General features: G+C 47.5%; 15 protein-coding genes. 8 read left to right on the forward strand and 7 right to left on the reverse strand.

All coding sequences use genetic code 11. The annotated features are described in order from the left end of the window. Nucleotides 1-7: 7 nt before the first annotated feature. The 3 genes from accB to AOC06_RS01110 all read right to left on the reverse strand — a co-directional run bounded on the left by accB (nucleotide 8) and on the right by AOC06_RS01110 (nucleotide 1,722). Nucleotides 8-481 carry an acetyl-CoA carboxylase biotin carboxyl carrier protein gene (gene accB / locus AOC06_RS01100; protein ID WP_215380543.1) on the reverse strand — a complete coding sequence of 158 codons (474 nt, stop codon included), beginning with the start codon at nucleotides 479-481 and terminating at the stop codon, nucleotides 8-10. A 25-nt stretch (nucleotides 482-506) separates the two neighbouring features. Further along, nucleotides 507-956 (reverse strand): type II 3-dehydroquinate dehydratase, encoded by a 450-nt coding sequence (gene aroQ / locus AOC06_RS01105; RefSeq protein WP_215380545.1) that lies wholly within the window; start codon nucleotides 954-956, stop codon nucleotides 507-509. A gap of 238 nt (nucleotides 957-1,194) precedes the next feature. Further along, on the reverse strand, nucleotides 1,195-1,722 hold the full coding sequence (locus tag AOC06_RS01110) for a TlpA family protein disulfide reductase (protein WP_215380547.1): 528 nt from the start codon (nucleotides 1,720-1,722) through the stop codon (nucleotides 1,195-1,197). Nucleotides 1,723-1,748: 26 nt separating this feature from the next. Between AOC06_RS01110 and mpl the strand changes: the two genes are divergently transcribed. The 6 genes from mpl to mtgA are packed head-to-tail and all read left to right on the forward strand — an operon-like array spanning nucleotide 1,749 to nucleotide 8,436. Continuing rightward, nucleotides 1,749-3,137: a UDP-N-acetylmuramate:L-alanyl-gamma-D-glutamyl-meso-diaminopimelate ligase gene (mpl, locus tag AOC06_RS01115; RefSeq protein WP_215380548.1), complete on the forward strand. Its 1,389-nt coding sequence runs from the start codon at nucleotides 1,749-1,751 to the stop codon at nucleotides 3,135-3,137. Between the two features lie 41 nt (nucleotides 3,138-3,178). Then, nucleotides 3,179-3,913 carry a 3-oxoacyl-ACP reductase FabG gene (gene fabG, locus AOC06_RS01120; RefSeq protein ID WP_215380550.1) on the forward strand — a complete coding sequence of 245 codons (735 nt, stop codon included), beginning with the start codon at nucleotides 3,179-3,181 and terminating at the stop codon, nucleotides 3,911-3,913. 2 nt (nucleotides 3,914-3,915) lie between these two features. Beyond that, on the forward strand, nucleotides 3,916-5,904 hold the full coding sequence (locus tag AOC06_RS01125; RefSeq protein ID WP_215380552.1) for a ribonuclease catalytic domain-containing protein: 1,989 nt from the start codon (nucleotides 3,916-3,918) through the stop codon (nucleotides 5,902-5,904). After that, on the forward strand, nucleotides 5,885-6,763 hold the full coding sequence (locus tag AOC06_RS01130) for an energy transducer TonB family protein (RefSeq protein ID WP_215380554.1): 879 nt from the start codon (nucleotides 5,885-5,887) through the stop codon (nucleotides 6,761-6,763). The genes AOC06_RS01125 and AOC06_RS01130 overlap by 20 nt, the downstream gene beginning before the upstream one ends. A gap of 25 nt (nucleotides 6,764-6,788) precedes the next feature. After that, a complete protein-coding gene (gene aroE / locus AOC06_RS01135) occupies nucleotides 6,789-7,697 on the forward strand; it encodes a shikimate dehydrogenase (RefSeq protein ID WP_215380556.1) in 909 nt (302 codons plus the stop codon). 7 nt (nucleotides 7,698-7,704) lie between these two features. Further along, nucleotides 7,705-8,436, forward strand: a complete 732-nt coding sequence (mtgA, locus tag AOC06_RS01140; protein WP_215380557.1) for a monofunctional biosynthetic peptidoglycan transglycosylase — start codon at nucleotides 7,705-7,707, stop codon at nucleotides 8,434-8,436. Nucleotide 8,437: 1 nt separating this feature from the next. Here the strand turns inward: mtgA and pyrF are convergent, their stop codons facing one another. Then, complete coding sequence (pyrF, locus tag AOC06_RS01145; protein WP_215380559.1) at nucleotides 8,438-9,280, reverse strand: orotidine-5'-phosphate decarboxylase; 843 nt, start codon at nucleotides 9,278-9,280, stop codon at nucleotides 8,438-8,440. 74 nt (nucleotides 9,281-9,354) lie between these two features. On the opposite strand from pyrF, the gene corA reads away from it, so the two are divergent. Further along, entirely contained in the window at nucleotides 9,355-10,320 is a 966-nt protein-coding gene (gene corA, locus AOC06_RS01150; RefSeq protein ID WP_215272068.1) for a magnesium/cobalt transporter CorA, read from the forward strand. On the opposite strand, the gene AOC06_RS01155 is transcribed toward corA, so the two are convergent. Genes AOC06_RS01155 through thiL form a run of 3 tightly spaced genes read right to left on the reverse strand, consistent with a single transcriptional unit; the run spans nucleotide 10,321 to nucleotide 12,387 of the window. Next, entirely contained in the window at nucleotides 10,321-10,800 is a 480-nt protein-coding gene (locus AOC06_RS01155) for a CinA family protein (protein WP_215380561.1), read from the reverse strand. A 1-nt stretch (nucleotide 10,801) separates the two neighbouring features. After that, the gene (locus AOC06_RS01160) at nucleotides 10,802-11,365 is read right to left on the reverse strand and encodes a phosphatidylglycerophosphatase A family protein (protein ID WP_215380563.1); all 564 of its coding nucleotides are present in this window, start codon (nucleotides 11,363-11,365) and stop codon (nucleotides 10,802-10,804) included. Continuing rightward, nucleotides 11,362-12,387: a thiamine-phosphate kinase gene (gene thiL / locus AOC06_RS01165; RefSeq protein WP_215380564.1), complete on the reverse strand. Its 1,026-nt coding sequence runs from the start codon at nucleotides 12,385-12,387 to the stop codon at nucleotides 11,362-11,364. The genes AOC06_RS01160 and thiL overlap by 4 nt, the downstream gene beginning before the upstream one ends. An 85-nt stretch (nucleotides 12,388-12,472) precedes the next feature. Here thiL and AOC06_RS01170 point away from each other — a divergent pair, with 85 nt between their 5' ends. Next, on the forward strand, nucleotides 12,473-14,797 hold the full coding sequence (locus AOC06_RS01170; RefSeq protein WP_215380566.1) for an NADP-dependent malic enzyme: 2,325 nt from the start codon (nucleotides 12,473-12,475) through the stop codon (nucleotides 14,795-14,797). The last annotated feature ends 54 nt before the right edge of the window (nucleotides 14,798-14,851 follow it).

Consider the following 14,851-nt stretch of genomic DNA (forward strand, 5'->3'; position numbering starts at 1 on the left):
CCTAAAGTTAAGCGATGACGAAGAGCGGTTGATCGAATTCAACACCCTGACCGTTTTCACACAGAATTTGTTTAATGACGCCCGCTTTTTCAGCCTCAATCTCATTGAGTAATTTCATGGCTTCGATGATGCACAGTGTTTGGCCTACCGCGACGGTATCGCCTACTTTTACAAAATCTGGAGACTCGGGATTGGGTGCTCTATAGAAAGTGCCGACCATCGGCGAGTGCACTGTGAATCCAGTCTCCACGGCAGGACTTTCAGCGGCTGCTGGTGCGCTAGCTGAGGAGGCAAGGGGAGCAGGGACAGACTGCATCGCTTGCATCGGTGTGGGGTTTGCATAAACCACTTGCCCACCGCCAGTATTTGATGTTCCGGCGTTCACAATGCGAACGCGATCTTCGCCTTCGTTCACTTCTAATTCTGAGATGCCGGATTCAGCAACGAGATCGATTAAGGTTTTGAGTTTTCTAAGATCCATGGTTTAACCCTTTTTCTATGAACAGTTATTTTTGTATGCGGGTAATTGCCGCTGTCATTGCTAATTCGTAACCAAGTGCGCCAAGACCGCAAATCACTCCGATAGCAATGTCGGATAAATAAGAATGTTTCCGGAATTCTTCTCGCTGGTGAATATTTGAGAGATGAACTTCAATGAAGGGAATAGCTACGCCTGCCAGGACGTCCCTAAGGGCAACGCTCGTATGAGTAAAAGCACCTGGGTTAATGATGATGAAATCCACCCCATCCTGTTTGGCTTTCTGAATGCGATCAATTAGCTCGCCTTCATGGTTACTTTGAAAGGTATCTAGACTCACAGCGTGGCTTTTAGCCAATTGCTCCAACTTTCGGTGGATATCTTCCAGGGTGGTTTTGCCATAAACCTCGGGCTCGCGACTACCTAGTAGATTGAGATTAGGTCCTTGAACTACCAGAATTGAAGGATTTTTTGACATAGATAAGTGTTTTTAAGCGCTTTTGAGATCAGTTGATTAATTTGGCTTTTAGCTAAAAAGGCTGATTTAAGGGGTTTTTGAGGCCGTCCAGTTCCAGCTCAGTATACCCTTTCAGGAGGTTTAAAAACCAACCTTTTAACTATGAATCACCCTAATATGAAAGGAATTTTGCTTAAAAAGTAGGCAAAATGCCATCAATATCTGATGAATGAATCACAGTAAATTTGTCTAAGATCTTCTATAAATTAGCTTTTATGATGCTTTTTAGCTCATCTTCGCTTATTTTTCCTAATTTACTACTAACGGCTTTCCCTTGAGAGTTAATGACAACCGTAAAGGGAAGGGCTCCTTGAGTATTCCCCATCTCTTTGCTGATATTGCTGCCATCCATTCCGCCAATCACTATCGGGTAAGTAACTGGAGTCTTTTTAAGGAATTCGCGAATATTAGAGGGTGAATCGATACCGATACCGACAAATAGGACATTTTGTTGCTTAAACTCGGTTTGAAGGCGGCTCAAAGCCGGCATTTCTTCAACACAGGGTGGACACCAGGAAGCCCAAAAGTTGACTACCAAGAGCTTGCCTTGCCAATTGGCACTGTTGGCTGGCTTGCCATCAGGATCTTGCCAATCATGTCCCAAAAAATGCTCAATAGCGACCTCACTGGCTAGCTGGGGTTGGTTGATCCAGTGCGAGCTGAATACTCCAGCGAGGAGGGCAAAAAAACCAATTGCGATGATAGTGAGCCACTGTCTGCGATTCATTACTAGTCCTTAGCTAAAATTCCTTCATGCATATTCATATCTTAGGCATTTGCGGCACCTTCATGGGCGGCATTGCTGCTATCGCCAGGCAGGCAGGCCATCGTGTAACGGGGTGTGATGCAAACGTCTATCCACCAATGAGTACCCAGCTTGAAGCGCAGGGTATTGAATTGATAGAAGGATATTCCCCAGAACAATTATCTCAGTTTGAAACCATGCCCGATCTATTCGTGATTGGTAATGTGGTTTCTCGTGGGAATCCGTTGATGGAGGCTATCCTCAATCAAGGCCTGCCTTATATCTCAGGCCCACAGTGGTTGGGAGAGCAAGTTTTATTTGGTCGTCATGTTTTAGCAGTTGCGGGTACGCATGGAAAAACGACCACCTCCGCTATGCTCACATGGATTTTGGAATACAACAATTACAAACCAGGCTACTTAATTGGTGGGGTGCCTCTCAACTTTACGGTATCAGCACGTTTAGGCGAGAGTCCATTTTTTGTCATCGAAGCGGATGAATACGACACTGCCTTTTTTGATAAACGCAGTAAGTTTGTTCACTATCGACCCCGTACTGCAATTCTGAATAATTTGGAATTTGATCACGCCGATATTTTTTCTGATCTGGCAGCAATTGAAACTCAATTTCATCATTTGGTGAGAACAGTGCCTAGTAGCGGTTTGGTCGTTGTTAATGGCGAAGAGCCTGCATTAGAGCGTGTCATTACTCGAGGAGCTTGGGCTCCAGTAGAGACATTTGGTCAAGAGTCACAAAATACGTGGGGGCTGATTTCCTTGCCAGGAGACGATTTCACTGTCTTACATTCCGGTAAAGAGGTGGCCACGGTCAGATGGGCAATAGATTCTGGAGTAATGGGACGCCATAACCAACTCAATGCCTTAGCAGCGATTGCGGCTGCAAATCATATTGGCATTCGTCCTGAGGACGCTGCAAACGCCTTGGGTGAATTTAGGAATGTGAAGCGTCGTTTAGAAACGATTGGCATGGCAAATGAGATCACCGTCTATGACGATTTTGCGCATCATCCCACAGCCATTGCCACCACCCTAGATGGTCTGCGTCGCAGAGTGGGTAATGCCAGAATTTTGGCTGTACTTGAACCTCGTTCTAACACCATGAAGCTTGGCGTGATGAAAGCACAACTCCCTGCCAGCTTAGACAAAGCCGATTTGATTTTTGCCTATGGCGCCAAATCTGGTAAAGAGAGTTTAGGCTGGGATTTAGCAGCAGTCTTGTCGCCCTTGAATCAACAGTCGGCTAGGGCTCAGGCGCATGATGACTTAAATGTTTTGGTCAAAGCAATCACCAAAGAAGCAAAGCCAGGGGATCATATTTTGGTGATGAGCAACGGTGGCTTTGGCGGCGTGCACCAAAAGATTTTGCAAGCACTATGAATGTGTTCAATGAAGTCTTAAGTAAAGAAAAGAAGATCTAAATGAGCGAAAGACTGAAAGATAAGGTTGCCATCATTACTGGTGCCGCTAAAGGTATTGGCTTTGCAACTGCCAAGCGTTTTGCCGAGGAGGGCGCAAAAGTAATGATTGCCGATGTCAGCCTCGAAGCTGTCAAGTCTGCGGCTGCCCAGATACCCAATGCAGAGCCTTATATAGTGAATGTCACTGATCGGGCCAGTATTCAGTCAGCGGTAGATCAAATTCTGGAGCGTCATGGAAAGATCGATATTTTGATCAATAATGCCGGTATTACACAGGACGCCAGACTCGTAAAAATGACCGAGGCTCAGTTTGATGCCGTCATTGATGTCAACCTCAAGGGTGTTTTTAATTGCACTCAACTCGTCGTGCCGCACATGTTAGAAAAAGGTAAAGGTGCTGTTGTCAATGCATCGAGTGTGGTTGGCATCTACGGAAATTTTGGACAAACCAATTATTCGGCGACGAAGTTCGGCGTCATTGGATTCACTAAGACTTGGGCTCGCGAACTCGGGGCCAAGGGCGTACGAGTAAATGCTATCTGCCCTGGTTTTATTTCGACGGAGATGGTGAAAGCAATGCCAGAAAATGTTCTCCAAGATATTGAAAAACGGAGTTGGCTTGGTCGTTTGGGTACTCCAGAAGAAATGGCGAATGTGTATTTATTCTTAGCTAGTGATGAAGCAAGTTATGTCAATGGCGTTGCACTCGAAGCCAGCGGCGGAATCTCCCTTTAAACATGCATCTTTTATTCGAAGAGGGTGGCGATCTCAAGATTGCTACCACTCAATCTGCCAGCGGTTCAGGAGATGCAGAATCGTGGCAAGCTACAACGCTCTCAGGTAAAAAAATCAAACTCAAGGCAAAAGAGGTTTGGTTGCGCTTTGAAAATGCGGATGCGCATACTGTCATGAGTGAGGCCAATGATTTGTCGGCCAGTATTGATTTGCAATTATTGTGGGACTGTGCTCCTGATGAGGAATTTGGTTTAGTTGATGTTGCGCAAGAGTATTTTGGTAATCAAGCTAGTATTGCGCAACAACTGGCTCTCGGTCTCGCATTGCAAGGTGCCCCCGTATTTTTTCGGCGCAAGGGGCGCGGACGTTTTCAGCGAGCCCCTTTAGAACAATTGCAGGCAGGTTTGGCAGCGATTGAGCGTAAGAAAAAAGAATTAGAGCAGCAACAAGTTTGGCAACAGGATTTGATTGCAGGCCAATTTCCGGAAACTTTGCGTTCTATCGCGAAGCAGTTGTTATTCAATCCTGATAAAAATACCAATGCCTACAAGGCACTGCAAGCTGCATGTGTAGAGACCGGTGAGTCTGCAGTCCAATTGATGATTCGTTGTGGAGCTATAGACTCTCCACTGGCCTTTCATCAGGAAATGTTTCTCAAGACCCATTTCCCGCATGGCGCTGAGCATCATGAGCAAACCGTCATTGACCAAGCTCTTTGTGACTCTGCTTTTGCTGAGTTGCCTCTGGCGCAGGTCAAAGCATTTTCTATTGATGACTCTGGCACCACAGAGATTGATGATGCTCTATCTGTTACTCCGCTAGAGGGTGGTGGTCACCGCATCGGCATCCATATTGCAGCCCCTGGATTAGTGATTGCAAAGGATGATCCAGTTGATTTGGTAGCACGTCATCGGATGTCGACGGTCTATTTTCCCGGTGACAAGATGACGATGTTGCCTGATTCCGTCATTGCACAATTTTCGCTTGATGAGGGTGGGGAGCGTGCCGCACTCTCAATGTATGTAGACCTTGATGAAAATGATGTAATCCAGCAGGGCACTCTCGAGATTCTGGTTGAGCGTGTACCGATTGTTGCTAACTTACGCCTTGAGGATCTCGAGCATTTAGTGACCGAAGAAGCGCTTGCGCAAAATGGGGCATTCCCATTTCAAGCGGAGTTAGCAATCTTATGGAAGGGCGCCCAACATTTGCATGCTGCTCGCCAAGAGCGACGCGTGGCAAACGGTCTGCGAGCTGAACAATTAGGCCTCATCGATCCTAATGCGCTCGCAAGAGATTTCTATTTTGAGATTCAGGAACGCTCTGGTGAACAGTGCGTTGAAATTGTGCCACGTCAGCGCGGTTCAATATTGGATACGATTGTTGCTGAGTGGATGATCTTTTGTAATAGCAGAGCAGGACATTTGCTATCAGAGCACGGCTTACTCGGTTTGTTTAGAGCCCAAAAAGGTTGGGGTCCATTGCGCACTCGGATGCAAACGACGCCAGGCCCTCATGAGGGTTTAGGTTTGGATTACTATGCTTGGTCTACGTCGCCATTGCGCCGCTATACCGATTTAGTGAATCAATGGCAATTGATTGCCTTGGCTAAGCATGGTGTTACCGCCAAAATGGTGGCACCTTTTTCTCCAAAGGATGCCAGCTTGATGGGAATCGCTGCGGATTTTGAGACCTGCTATCAAGCTTATGGTGAGTTTCAGGATCGCCTAGAAAAATATTGGTGTCTACGCTGGTTGCAACAACAGGGTTTACCTAAAACCGTTTTTGTACGACACCTCAAGGAAGGGATGTCGCGTCTTGAGGCAGTACCTTTGCATATCGCGATTCCTGAGTTAGCGACCCATCCCCGTATGACAAGAGCTGAGGTTGAAATTACGGATCTCGATTTACTGCAGCTGAGCGCAAGTGCTCGGGTATTGCAGATTGAGTCTGCACCAGTGATTGGTAGGGATGATGCCAGCGCTTCCTAGGCAGACATGGCTCCATCTGGGCAAAGCCCAGACCTTATTTGAGCAAGCTTGGCGCCGTCATCCTTTGGGATTAGCGATCTGCGTTTCTTTGATCATCCATCTGATCTTTTTATCGTTTCGCTGGGGTTTGGGAGAAATTCAAGCTCGGCGACTCAATACCCCATTGAGCGTGGTTCTAGTGAACGCGACTAGTCATGCGAAAACTCAAGAGGCAAACAAATTAGCACAAGTTGATTTACAGGGCGGCGGTTCTACCTTGGATCGGGACGCCACAGCCTTGCATCGAGCGCGCTTGGGTGCTGAGGCGCGTCTGGAGGTATTGGAGAAACAGCAAAAGCAAATGCTGGCGAAATTAGAGACCGAACGATCCAAGTCTGGCGGTCAAAAAAGTGGCGAAGCACAGCATATTGCTCCCCAGTTCAACTCCTTGGAAGCTGAGTTAGCAAAACGGCTACAAATTGAGGGGCAAGGGATGCGCCATCAAGTCATGACTAGTGCAAGTACTAAGTCAGTGGTCTTTGCCCATTACTACGACGCGATGCGACAAAAGATAGAGGCCTATGGCAGCAGCTTCTTTCCTCGCGCTAATGGGCACCCCCTCTATGGCAGCCTCGTGATTGTCGTGAGCGTTGATTCTCAGGGGCGAATTATTAATAACCCCCAAGGAAAGGATGGCCTGAGTATTGGCCGTAGCTCTGGAAATCCTGAGCTGGATCGTCAAGCTCTCGCGATTGTGCGAGCCTCGGCTCCGTTTGGCGCGTTCCCAGAGCCGATGCAAAAACAAATTGATATCTTGGATTGGATTGCCACCTTTGACTTCACTCGAGATAGCGCTGACCGCCTAGAGTTGCGTCATTAGCAAATTCGCTTATCCTCTAGTTAAGATGAGCTCGAACCACACCCCCATTCATTTGGACACCGACCCTAGTCACTTTCCAGACCTAGATGTGTATGCCGTAGTCGGAAATCCGATTGCACATAGCAAGTCGCCGCAGATTCATGCGCAATTCGCTCAGCAATCTCAGCAAGCAATGCACTATGGATATCTTGCAGCGCCCTTAAATGGTTTTATGCAAACCGCAACCGCATTTTTTGCTGCGGGTGGCAAGGGCATGAACGTCACCGTTCCCTTCAAGCTAGATGCAACAGCATTTGCAGATATTGTTACGTCAAGAGCTGAGTTAGCAGGTGCAGTAAATACTTTGTGGATTGAGTCTGGGAAAATCCATGGGGACAATACCGATGGGTCTGGTTTGGTCAAGGATCTATTGGCTCAGGGTATTCGTTTGCAGGATGCACGCATTTTGTTAGTCGGTGCTGGCGGTGCTGCACGCGGTGTCTTGGGGCCGCTCTTAGATCAAAAGCCACAAGCTTTAGTCATTACCAATCGCTCGCTTGATAAAGCACAAGACTTGAGTAAGCTTTTTTCAGGCACAGCCAAAGTGCTGAATGTTGTTTTATCAGTTCGGTCTTTAGATAACCTTGAGAACGCTGCAATTACAGACACCCCATTTGATCTGGTCATCAATGCCAGTGCCGCGGGTTTAACAGATGAATCCCCACTAAGCGATCAGGCTGCAGCTAATATTTTTACACCTGCTAGCTTTGCCTATGACATGGTGTACGGCAAGAGTACGCCATTGATGAAGCAGGCCCTGCAGCGGGGTGCGCGAGTGAGTGATGGCTTGGGGATGTTGGTTGAGCAAGCTGCTGATGCATTCCAGATTTGGCGCGGACCTGAAGTGAGTGCCCATATTCAACCCCGTTCAGTCTTAGCTCAATTACGTTCTTGATTCAGTAATGCGTTGGTTTGCTTATCTTGCAAAATGCTTGCTCAGTGGCTTGATTGTCATGCAGCTCTATTTTGTTCTGCAGATCAGTCTGTGGTCTTGGTTCAATCCTAGCAATACCGCTTTCGAGAGAGCAGAGCGCTGGCGCTTATGTGGCATGCATTGGTCTTGCGGATTGCATTCCGACTGGGTTCCCTACCAGCAGATTTCCTCAAACTTAAAACGTGCTGTGCTGGTCAGTGAAGACGATATCTTTTTTCAGCACCATGGTGTCCGTGTAGAAGATATGGAAAAAGCCTGGGAAAAGAATCAGCAGCGAAAAGGACAATCTAAGACAGCCTTACGAGGTGGCTCAACGATTACCCAGCAGCTTGCTAAAAACTTATTTCTGTCCTCAGAGCAGGATTACTTGCGTAAAGGTCAAGAGCTTCTCATTACTGCTTATTTAGAGCTCATTCTTCCCAAAAAAAGATTATTTGAGATCTATCTCAACTCCGTCGAGTGGGGTGAGGGCGTCTTTGGCGTGGGGGCAGCGAGCCAACATTATTTTGCGATTAGTCCAGCAGCCTTATCTCATGAAGAGTCTGCAGCCCTAGCCTCGGCGCTACCGGCACCAAAGTGTTTTGATAAGGCCCAATATTGTCGTAGGGGCAGTATTGATTACCCCCTTCGTCAAGAATTTATTCTGGAGAATATGGATCGGGTTGCCTTGTCACCAAACCCAAAAAGTCACTCTCGTTAGTTCAAGCTACAGCGGCGTTTAGAGCATCCCTTGTGCTCAGCGCTACTTTTCTTGCAGCTTGTGCAAAGTCTTCACCACCACTTGCATACAAAATTGCTCGAGAGGAATTAATGATCATGCCAGTGCCGGGTTTTTGAGTAACGCTTCCGGCTTTAACGGTTGCTTCAATATCGCCACCTTGCGCCCCAATTCCAGGAATGAGCAGTGGCATATCGCCGACTAGATTTCTGACCTTAGCAATTTCCTCTGGGAAGGTAGCGCCAACGACTAATCCAATTTGACCCGAGGTATTCCATTTGCTTGCAGCGAGCTTAGCTACCTCGATATAGAGCGGTTCACCAGATGATGCATTCTGGAGAAATTGCAAATCAGACCCCCCTGGATTGGAGGTGCGACAAAGAACAATTACGCCCTTCTCAGGGTAACGCAAATAGGGCTCAATTGAATCGAATCCCATATAGGGATTTACAGTCACTGCATCTGCACCATAGCGCTCAAATGCCTCAAGAGCGTAATGTTCTGCGGTACTACCAATGTCTCCCCGCTTGGCATCCAGAATGACCGGAATATGGGGGTAATGCGTCTTGAGGTGGGCAATGAGTTTCTCGAGTTGAGCCTCCGCGCCCTGCGAGGCAAAGTAGGCAATTTGGGGTTTGAAGGCGCAGACGAGATCTGCAGTGATATCGGCAATTGCTTTGCAGAATTCAAAAATAGGCTCAGGTTTGTCGGCTAAGGAGGCCGGCATTCTTTTGGGGTCGGGGTCAAAACCCACACACAGCATGCTGCCTTGAGAAGCCCATGCAGCTTGGAGTTGCTGGGTAAAGCTAGGGGACTTGGTATTCATCGGCTTCAGCCTTCATTTATCGAAACTGTCATGAGCTATAGGATAAACTAGCGTACATTCCTTAGGAGTTCACCATGATCAACTTGTTCGTCCTGCAAAATGGCCGCCTCTCTCAAGAGCAAGTCGAAGATCGCAATGAATTATTGCAATATACCAACCCCATTTGGATTGACGTAGTTGATCCAGAAGAAGAGGAGCTCCTCTGGATTAAAGAGGCCTTTGGTGTCTTGCTCCCAGAATTGGATGATTTGGGCGACTTAGAGGCGTCCGCTCGCTATTTTGAGGCGGATGATGGTCATCTACACATTCGTACTGATTTCTTATTGGATGAAGAAGAAGTCTCCCGCAACATTCGGGTCGCTTTTGTCCTAACTAAGCAAGTTTTATTTTCGATTCATGACGAAGATTTGCCGGTCTTTAGATTGGTCCGTTTGCGCGCGCGTTTGCGTCCGGGATCCGTCAGTAACGCCAAAGATGTTTTGCTGGATTTATATTCAACCGATGCTGAGTATTCTGCTGATGCTTTGGAAGAAGTCTACGAGAACCTTGAGCGTGCAGGACACCAAGTGTTATCGGATGACATCAACGATGCCACCGCAGCTGAAGTGTTAGAGACAATCGCTAAGGAAGAAGATACCAACGGCCATATTCGTCGCAATGTGATGGATACCCGCCGTGCACTTTCTTTTTTAATGCGCAGCAAACTACTCTCAGATGAGCAGCAAGAAGAAGCGCGCCAAATTCTGCGTGACATTGACTCTCTTGAAAACCATACTGCTTTCCTCTTCGATAAGATTAACTTTTTGATGGATGCGACGGTAGGTTTCATTAACTTGAACCAAAGTAAGATCATTAAGATCTTCTCCGTGGTATCGGTTGCCTTAATGCCGCCAACCCTGTTAGCCAGTATTTGGGGTATGAACTACAAGTACATGCCTGAGTTGGATCTCTTTTTGGGATACCCAGCCGCATTGGGCTTAATGGTGGTATCAGCCATTATTCCTTTATGGTATTTCCACCACAAAGGTTGGATGAAGTAATTATTTCAGCAGCGTCAGCAGTTCTGTTAAAGCGTAAGCACAAGCCTGCTCTCGAATCGCTTGTCGATCGCCAGTAAATAATTGGGTTTTGCAAACTGTCGACTCCATCACCGACCAGGCAAAGCAGACCGTTCCAACTGGCTTCTGTGGTGATCCACCCGTAGGACCCGCGATGCCGGTGATGGCAACGCCCACATTGACTGCTGCATTTCTTCGGGCACCTTCAGCCATCGCTTTAGCCACTGGCTCACTCACTGCCCCAAATGATTCAATCGTTTCAGGAGGCACCCCAAGACACTCTGCTTTAGCTACATTGCTATAGGTGATGTAGCCTCTCTCAAACCAATCGCTTGATCCAGCTAGCTCGGTTAGCGTGGCACAAACGAGGCCGCCAGTACAGGATTCTGCAAGCGCAATCTTCCACGATTTTTGGATCAGGACGATGGATAACGCTTTTGCCAAGCTGGATGATGAATTCATATTATTTGAGTAAAGATTGTCCAAGTGCGATCACGAGAAGCGTAAAAAAAGCAGCAGCGAGATCGTCAATCATGATGCCAAAGCCCTGCCATAGATTGGCTTTCAGCGAGTAGGTACTGGCCGATTGAGCATCTTCAGAAGCTTTGAAGTAACGATCGATCATCCCGATCGGACCAGGCTTGATGGCATCAAAAAACCGAAAGAGAATAAATGCAATCGCTTGCAGCCAAATTGCGGTTGGCATGATGATGACTAGCACTAGCCAGAAGGCCACAATCTCATCCCAAACAATACCGCCGAAATCTTTTTTGCCCAACTCTTCGCTAACTTGACCGCAGACCGAGCAGCCCAGTACAAAGCTCAAAGCGATGACCCAAAGCCAATCTTCTGAAGAAAAAATAGATTGCCCAAGGTAGAAGGCCCCCCATGCCCACAGCGTGCCTGCGGTGCCCGGTGCGATGGGGCTGAGACCGCTGCCAAAACCAAATGCGAGTGTGCGACCCGCAGTTTGAAATACCCACTTAAAGGAGGGTGAGTTGCTGGGAAGTTTGATGGGGAGCTTCATGCGAAGTGATCAAATGATTGCATTAATTTTGCCCCAGCTTCGGCACTCCATTGTTGACCATCCCGACCAATCAAGGTGATCTTCGCTTCGGTAGATGCGGGAGTGTGGATTTCTCCAATGCGAGTTAGTGCTAGGGACAGTTCTTTACTTAGCGCTTCAATTGCTGAGGTATTTTCGGCGGCGGCAGTAAAGCAGATTTCATAATCATCGCCACCATTGGCTGCGCATTGATCCTGTAATGCTTGACTCTGTTGTAGAAGTATTCTGGATTTGGGTAAGTTTTCCAAGAAAACATTGGCATCCACATGAGAAGCATCCAGAATGTGTTGTAGGTCGCCCAGAAGGCCGTCTGAGATGTCTAGGGCTGCACTAGCAAAATTCTGTAACGCGATTCCCAATGCCACTCTAGGGGTGGGTTGATGTAGACGAGCCTCAATCATTTTGAGTTGATCGGCAGGCAAATCAATTTCATGACGCAGTGCAGCAAGTGTGAGTCTTGCATCACCTAAGGAGCCTGAGACCCAAATCTGATCACCGGGCTTAGCTCCTGAGCGTTTAATGGCAGCCCCCTTTGCAACAGTGCCTAGGGCGCTAATACAAATATTCAGTGGTCCCTTGCAGGTGTCTCCACCAATTAAAGGGCAAGAAAATTCCTTGGCCGCTTGAAATAGGCCATTACTAAAGGATTCCAGCCAGAGGCTATCGGCTTGAGGGAGGGCCAGCGCAAGCGTAAAGCCTAAGGGCTTAGCACCCATCGCTGCGAGGTCTGAGAGGTTGACTGCAAGGGCTTTGTAGCCCAGCCATTCGGGGTTGGCATCGCTAAAAAAGTGCCGACCTTCAACTAGCATATCGCTGGTCACTGTCAGTTCTTCATGGGTTTTGGTAGCTACTAACGCGCAATCATCCCCAATGCCCATCACAATCCCTGAGTCATCTGAAAAACCCATGGCTTTTGCCTTGGATTTAAAAAATGCCTCAATCAGCTCAAATTCAGAAATTGGCTTACTGGAAGGAGAAGTCATGCCCTCATTTTAGGGTGCTTGGAAGTAAGTCATCTAGGAGGAATAGAATTACAGTCTTCATTCTGTTTTATTGACGAGTAATTTCATGAGTTCATCTGGCGATACCAAAGAGCAACAAATTGCATCCCTAAGAGAAGCAGCCCTTCACTATCACGAGTTTCCAGTGCCCGGCAAGATTGAAATTGCCCCCACTAAACAGCTCACCAATCAACGCGATCTAGCGCTAGCCTACACCCCGGGTGTTGCCGCTGCCTGTGAGGAGATTGCTAAAGACCCCGCAAATGCATTTCGTTATACCGCTCGCGGTAACTTGGTAGGCGTCATCACCAACGGCACCGCAGTCTTAGGATTAGGCAATATTGGACCGCTTGCAAGTAAACCGGTAATGGAAGGGAAGTCTGTCCTCTTTAAAAAATTTGCAGGCATTGATGTTTTCGATATCGAAGTTAATGAAAACGATCCCGATAAATTAGTGGAGATCATTGCAGCACTCGAGCCTACCTTCGGCGGCATTAATCTTGAGGATATCAAGGCGCCTGATTGTTTCGTGGTTGAACGCAAACTTCAGGCGCGCATGAAGATCCCCGTCTTTCATGATGACCAGCATGGCACTGCAATTGTGGTCGCTGCGGCGATTATTAATGGCCTTAAGGTAGTCGGCAAAGAGCTTGGTAAGGTCAAGCTGGTAACTTCTGGAGCTGGAGCGGCAGCTTTGGCTTGTTTAGACTTGCTGGTAGATTTAGGAATTGCTCGTGAAAATATATGGGTAACCGATTTAGCGGGTGTGGCTTACAAAGGCCGCAAGGAGTTAATGGATCCCGAGAAAGAGCCATTCTGCCAAGACACTAAATTAAGAACATTGGCGGAAGTGATCGAGGGTGCGGATATTTTCTTGGGCTTATCTGCTGGCGGCGTACTAAAGCAAGACATGGTCAAGAAAATGGCTGATAAGCCATTAATTTATGCGCTTGCTAACCCCACTCCAGAAATCTTACCTGAGGAAGTCAAGGCAGTCCGTCCAGATGCTGTCATGGCAACAGGACGTACCGATTATCCCAATCAAGTAAACAACGTTCTGTGTTTCCCATTTATTTTCCGTGGGGCTCTAGACGTTGGCGCCACGACGATTACCCGCGGCATGGAAGTGGCTGCAGTCAAGGCTGTCGCTGAGTTGGCACAGGCAGAGCAGAGCGAAGTAGTCACATCGGTTTACGGTAATGACAACTTATCCTTTGGCCCTGATTATTTGATTCCGAAGCCATTCGATCCCCGCTTAATTACGGCAATTGCACCAGCAGTAGCTAAAGCGGCTATGGATGATGGCGTTGCACTTCGTCCAATTAAAGACTTCGACGCTTATCGCAATCAGTTGCAGCAATTTGTGTACCACTCTGGTACTTTGATGAAACCCTTATTCAATATTGCTAAACGGGTTCCTGCAAATCAAAAACGCATTGTCTATGCCGAAGGTGAGGATGAGCGTGTGTTACGCGCAGTTCAAATTGCGCTGGATGAGAATTTAGCAGTACCAATTTTGATTGGTCGCCCTGAGGTGATTGAGTATCGGATTGATAAATTTGGCCTGCGCATGAAACCGGGCGTTGACTTTGAGATTGTGAATCCTGAAAGTGATGCTCGCTTTAGAGATTTCTGGCAGACCTATCTTGCGCTTACCGAACGCAAAGGTGTCACACAAACCTTTGCCAAGCTCGAGATGCGTCGCCGTCATACATTAATTGGCTCGATCCTGATCAGTAAAGGTATGGCTGATGGGATGATTTGTGGCACGGTTGGTAATTCGGCAACGCACCTCAAGTACATCGATGAAGTAATTGGTCACGAAGCTGGTGCGACTGTCTATGGCGCAATGTCTGGATTGGTTTTGCCTGGTCGCCAAGTCTTCTTGGTCGATACCCACATTAATCTTGATCCGAGTGCCGCAGAGTTGGCTGAAATTACCTTGATGGCTGCAAGTGAAATGCGCAAGCTTGGAATTGCGCCTAAAGTTGCCCTGTTGTCGCATTCGAACTTTGGCTCTAGTAATGCGCCTTCAGCAGTCAAGATGCGTGAAGTCTTGGCCTTAATTCAGAAGTCTGATCCTACTCTTGAAGTGGATGGAGAGATGCATGGGGATAGCGCTTTAGATGAGTCCATTCGTTCTAGTGCGGTAACCTCATCACCGCTCAAAGGTGACGCGAATCTATTGGTCCTTCCCAATATTGATGCTGCCAACATTTCATACAACTTGTTAAAGACTGCGGCTGGTAATGGTGTTTCCATTGGACCTCTGCTTTTAGGGGTGGCTAAGCCGATTCATATCTTGACCCCGGCTGCCACAGTCCGCAGGATTGTGAATGTGACCGCTTTGACTGTTGTAGAGGCTGCTAGCAACGCACGCGGGCTTTCCTAAACGGGATTAATATATGTAAGTTAGTATTTACTTACATATATTAATATTATATAA

Origin of the sequence: Polynucleobacter paludilacus, from assembly GCF_018687595.1 — a bacterium.
Taxonomy (GTDB): domain Bacteria; phylum Pseudomonadota; class Gammaproteobacteria; order Burkholderiales; family Burkholderiaceae; genus Polynucleobacter; species Polynucleobacter paludilacus.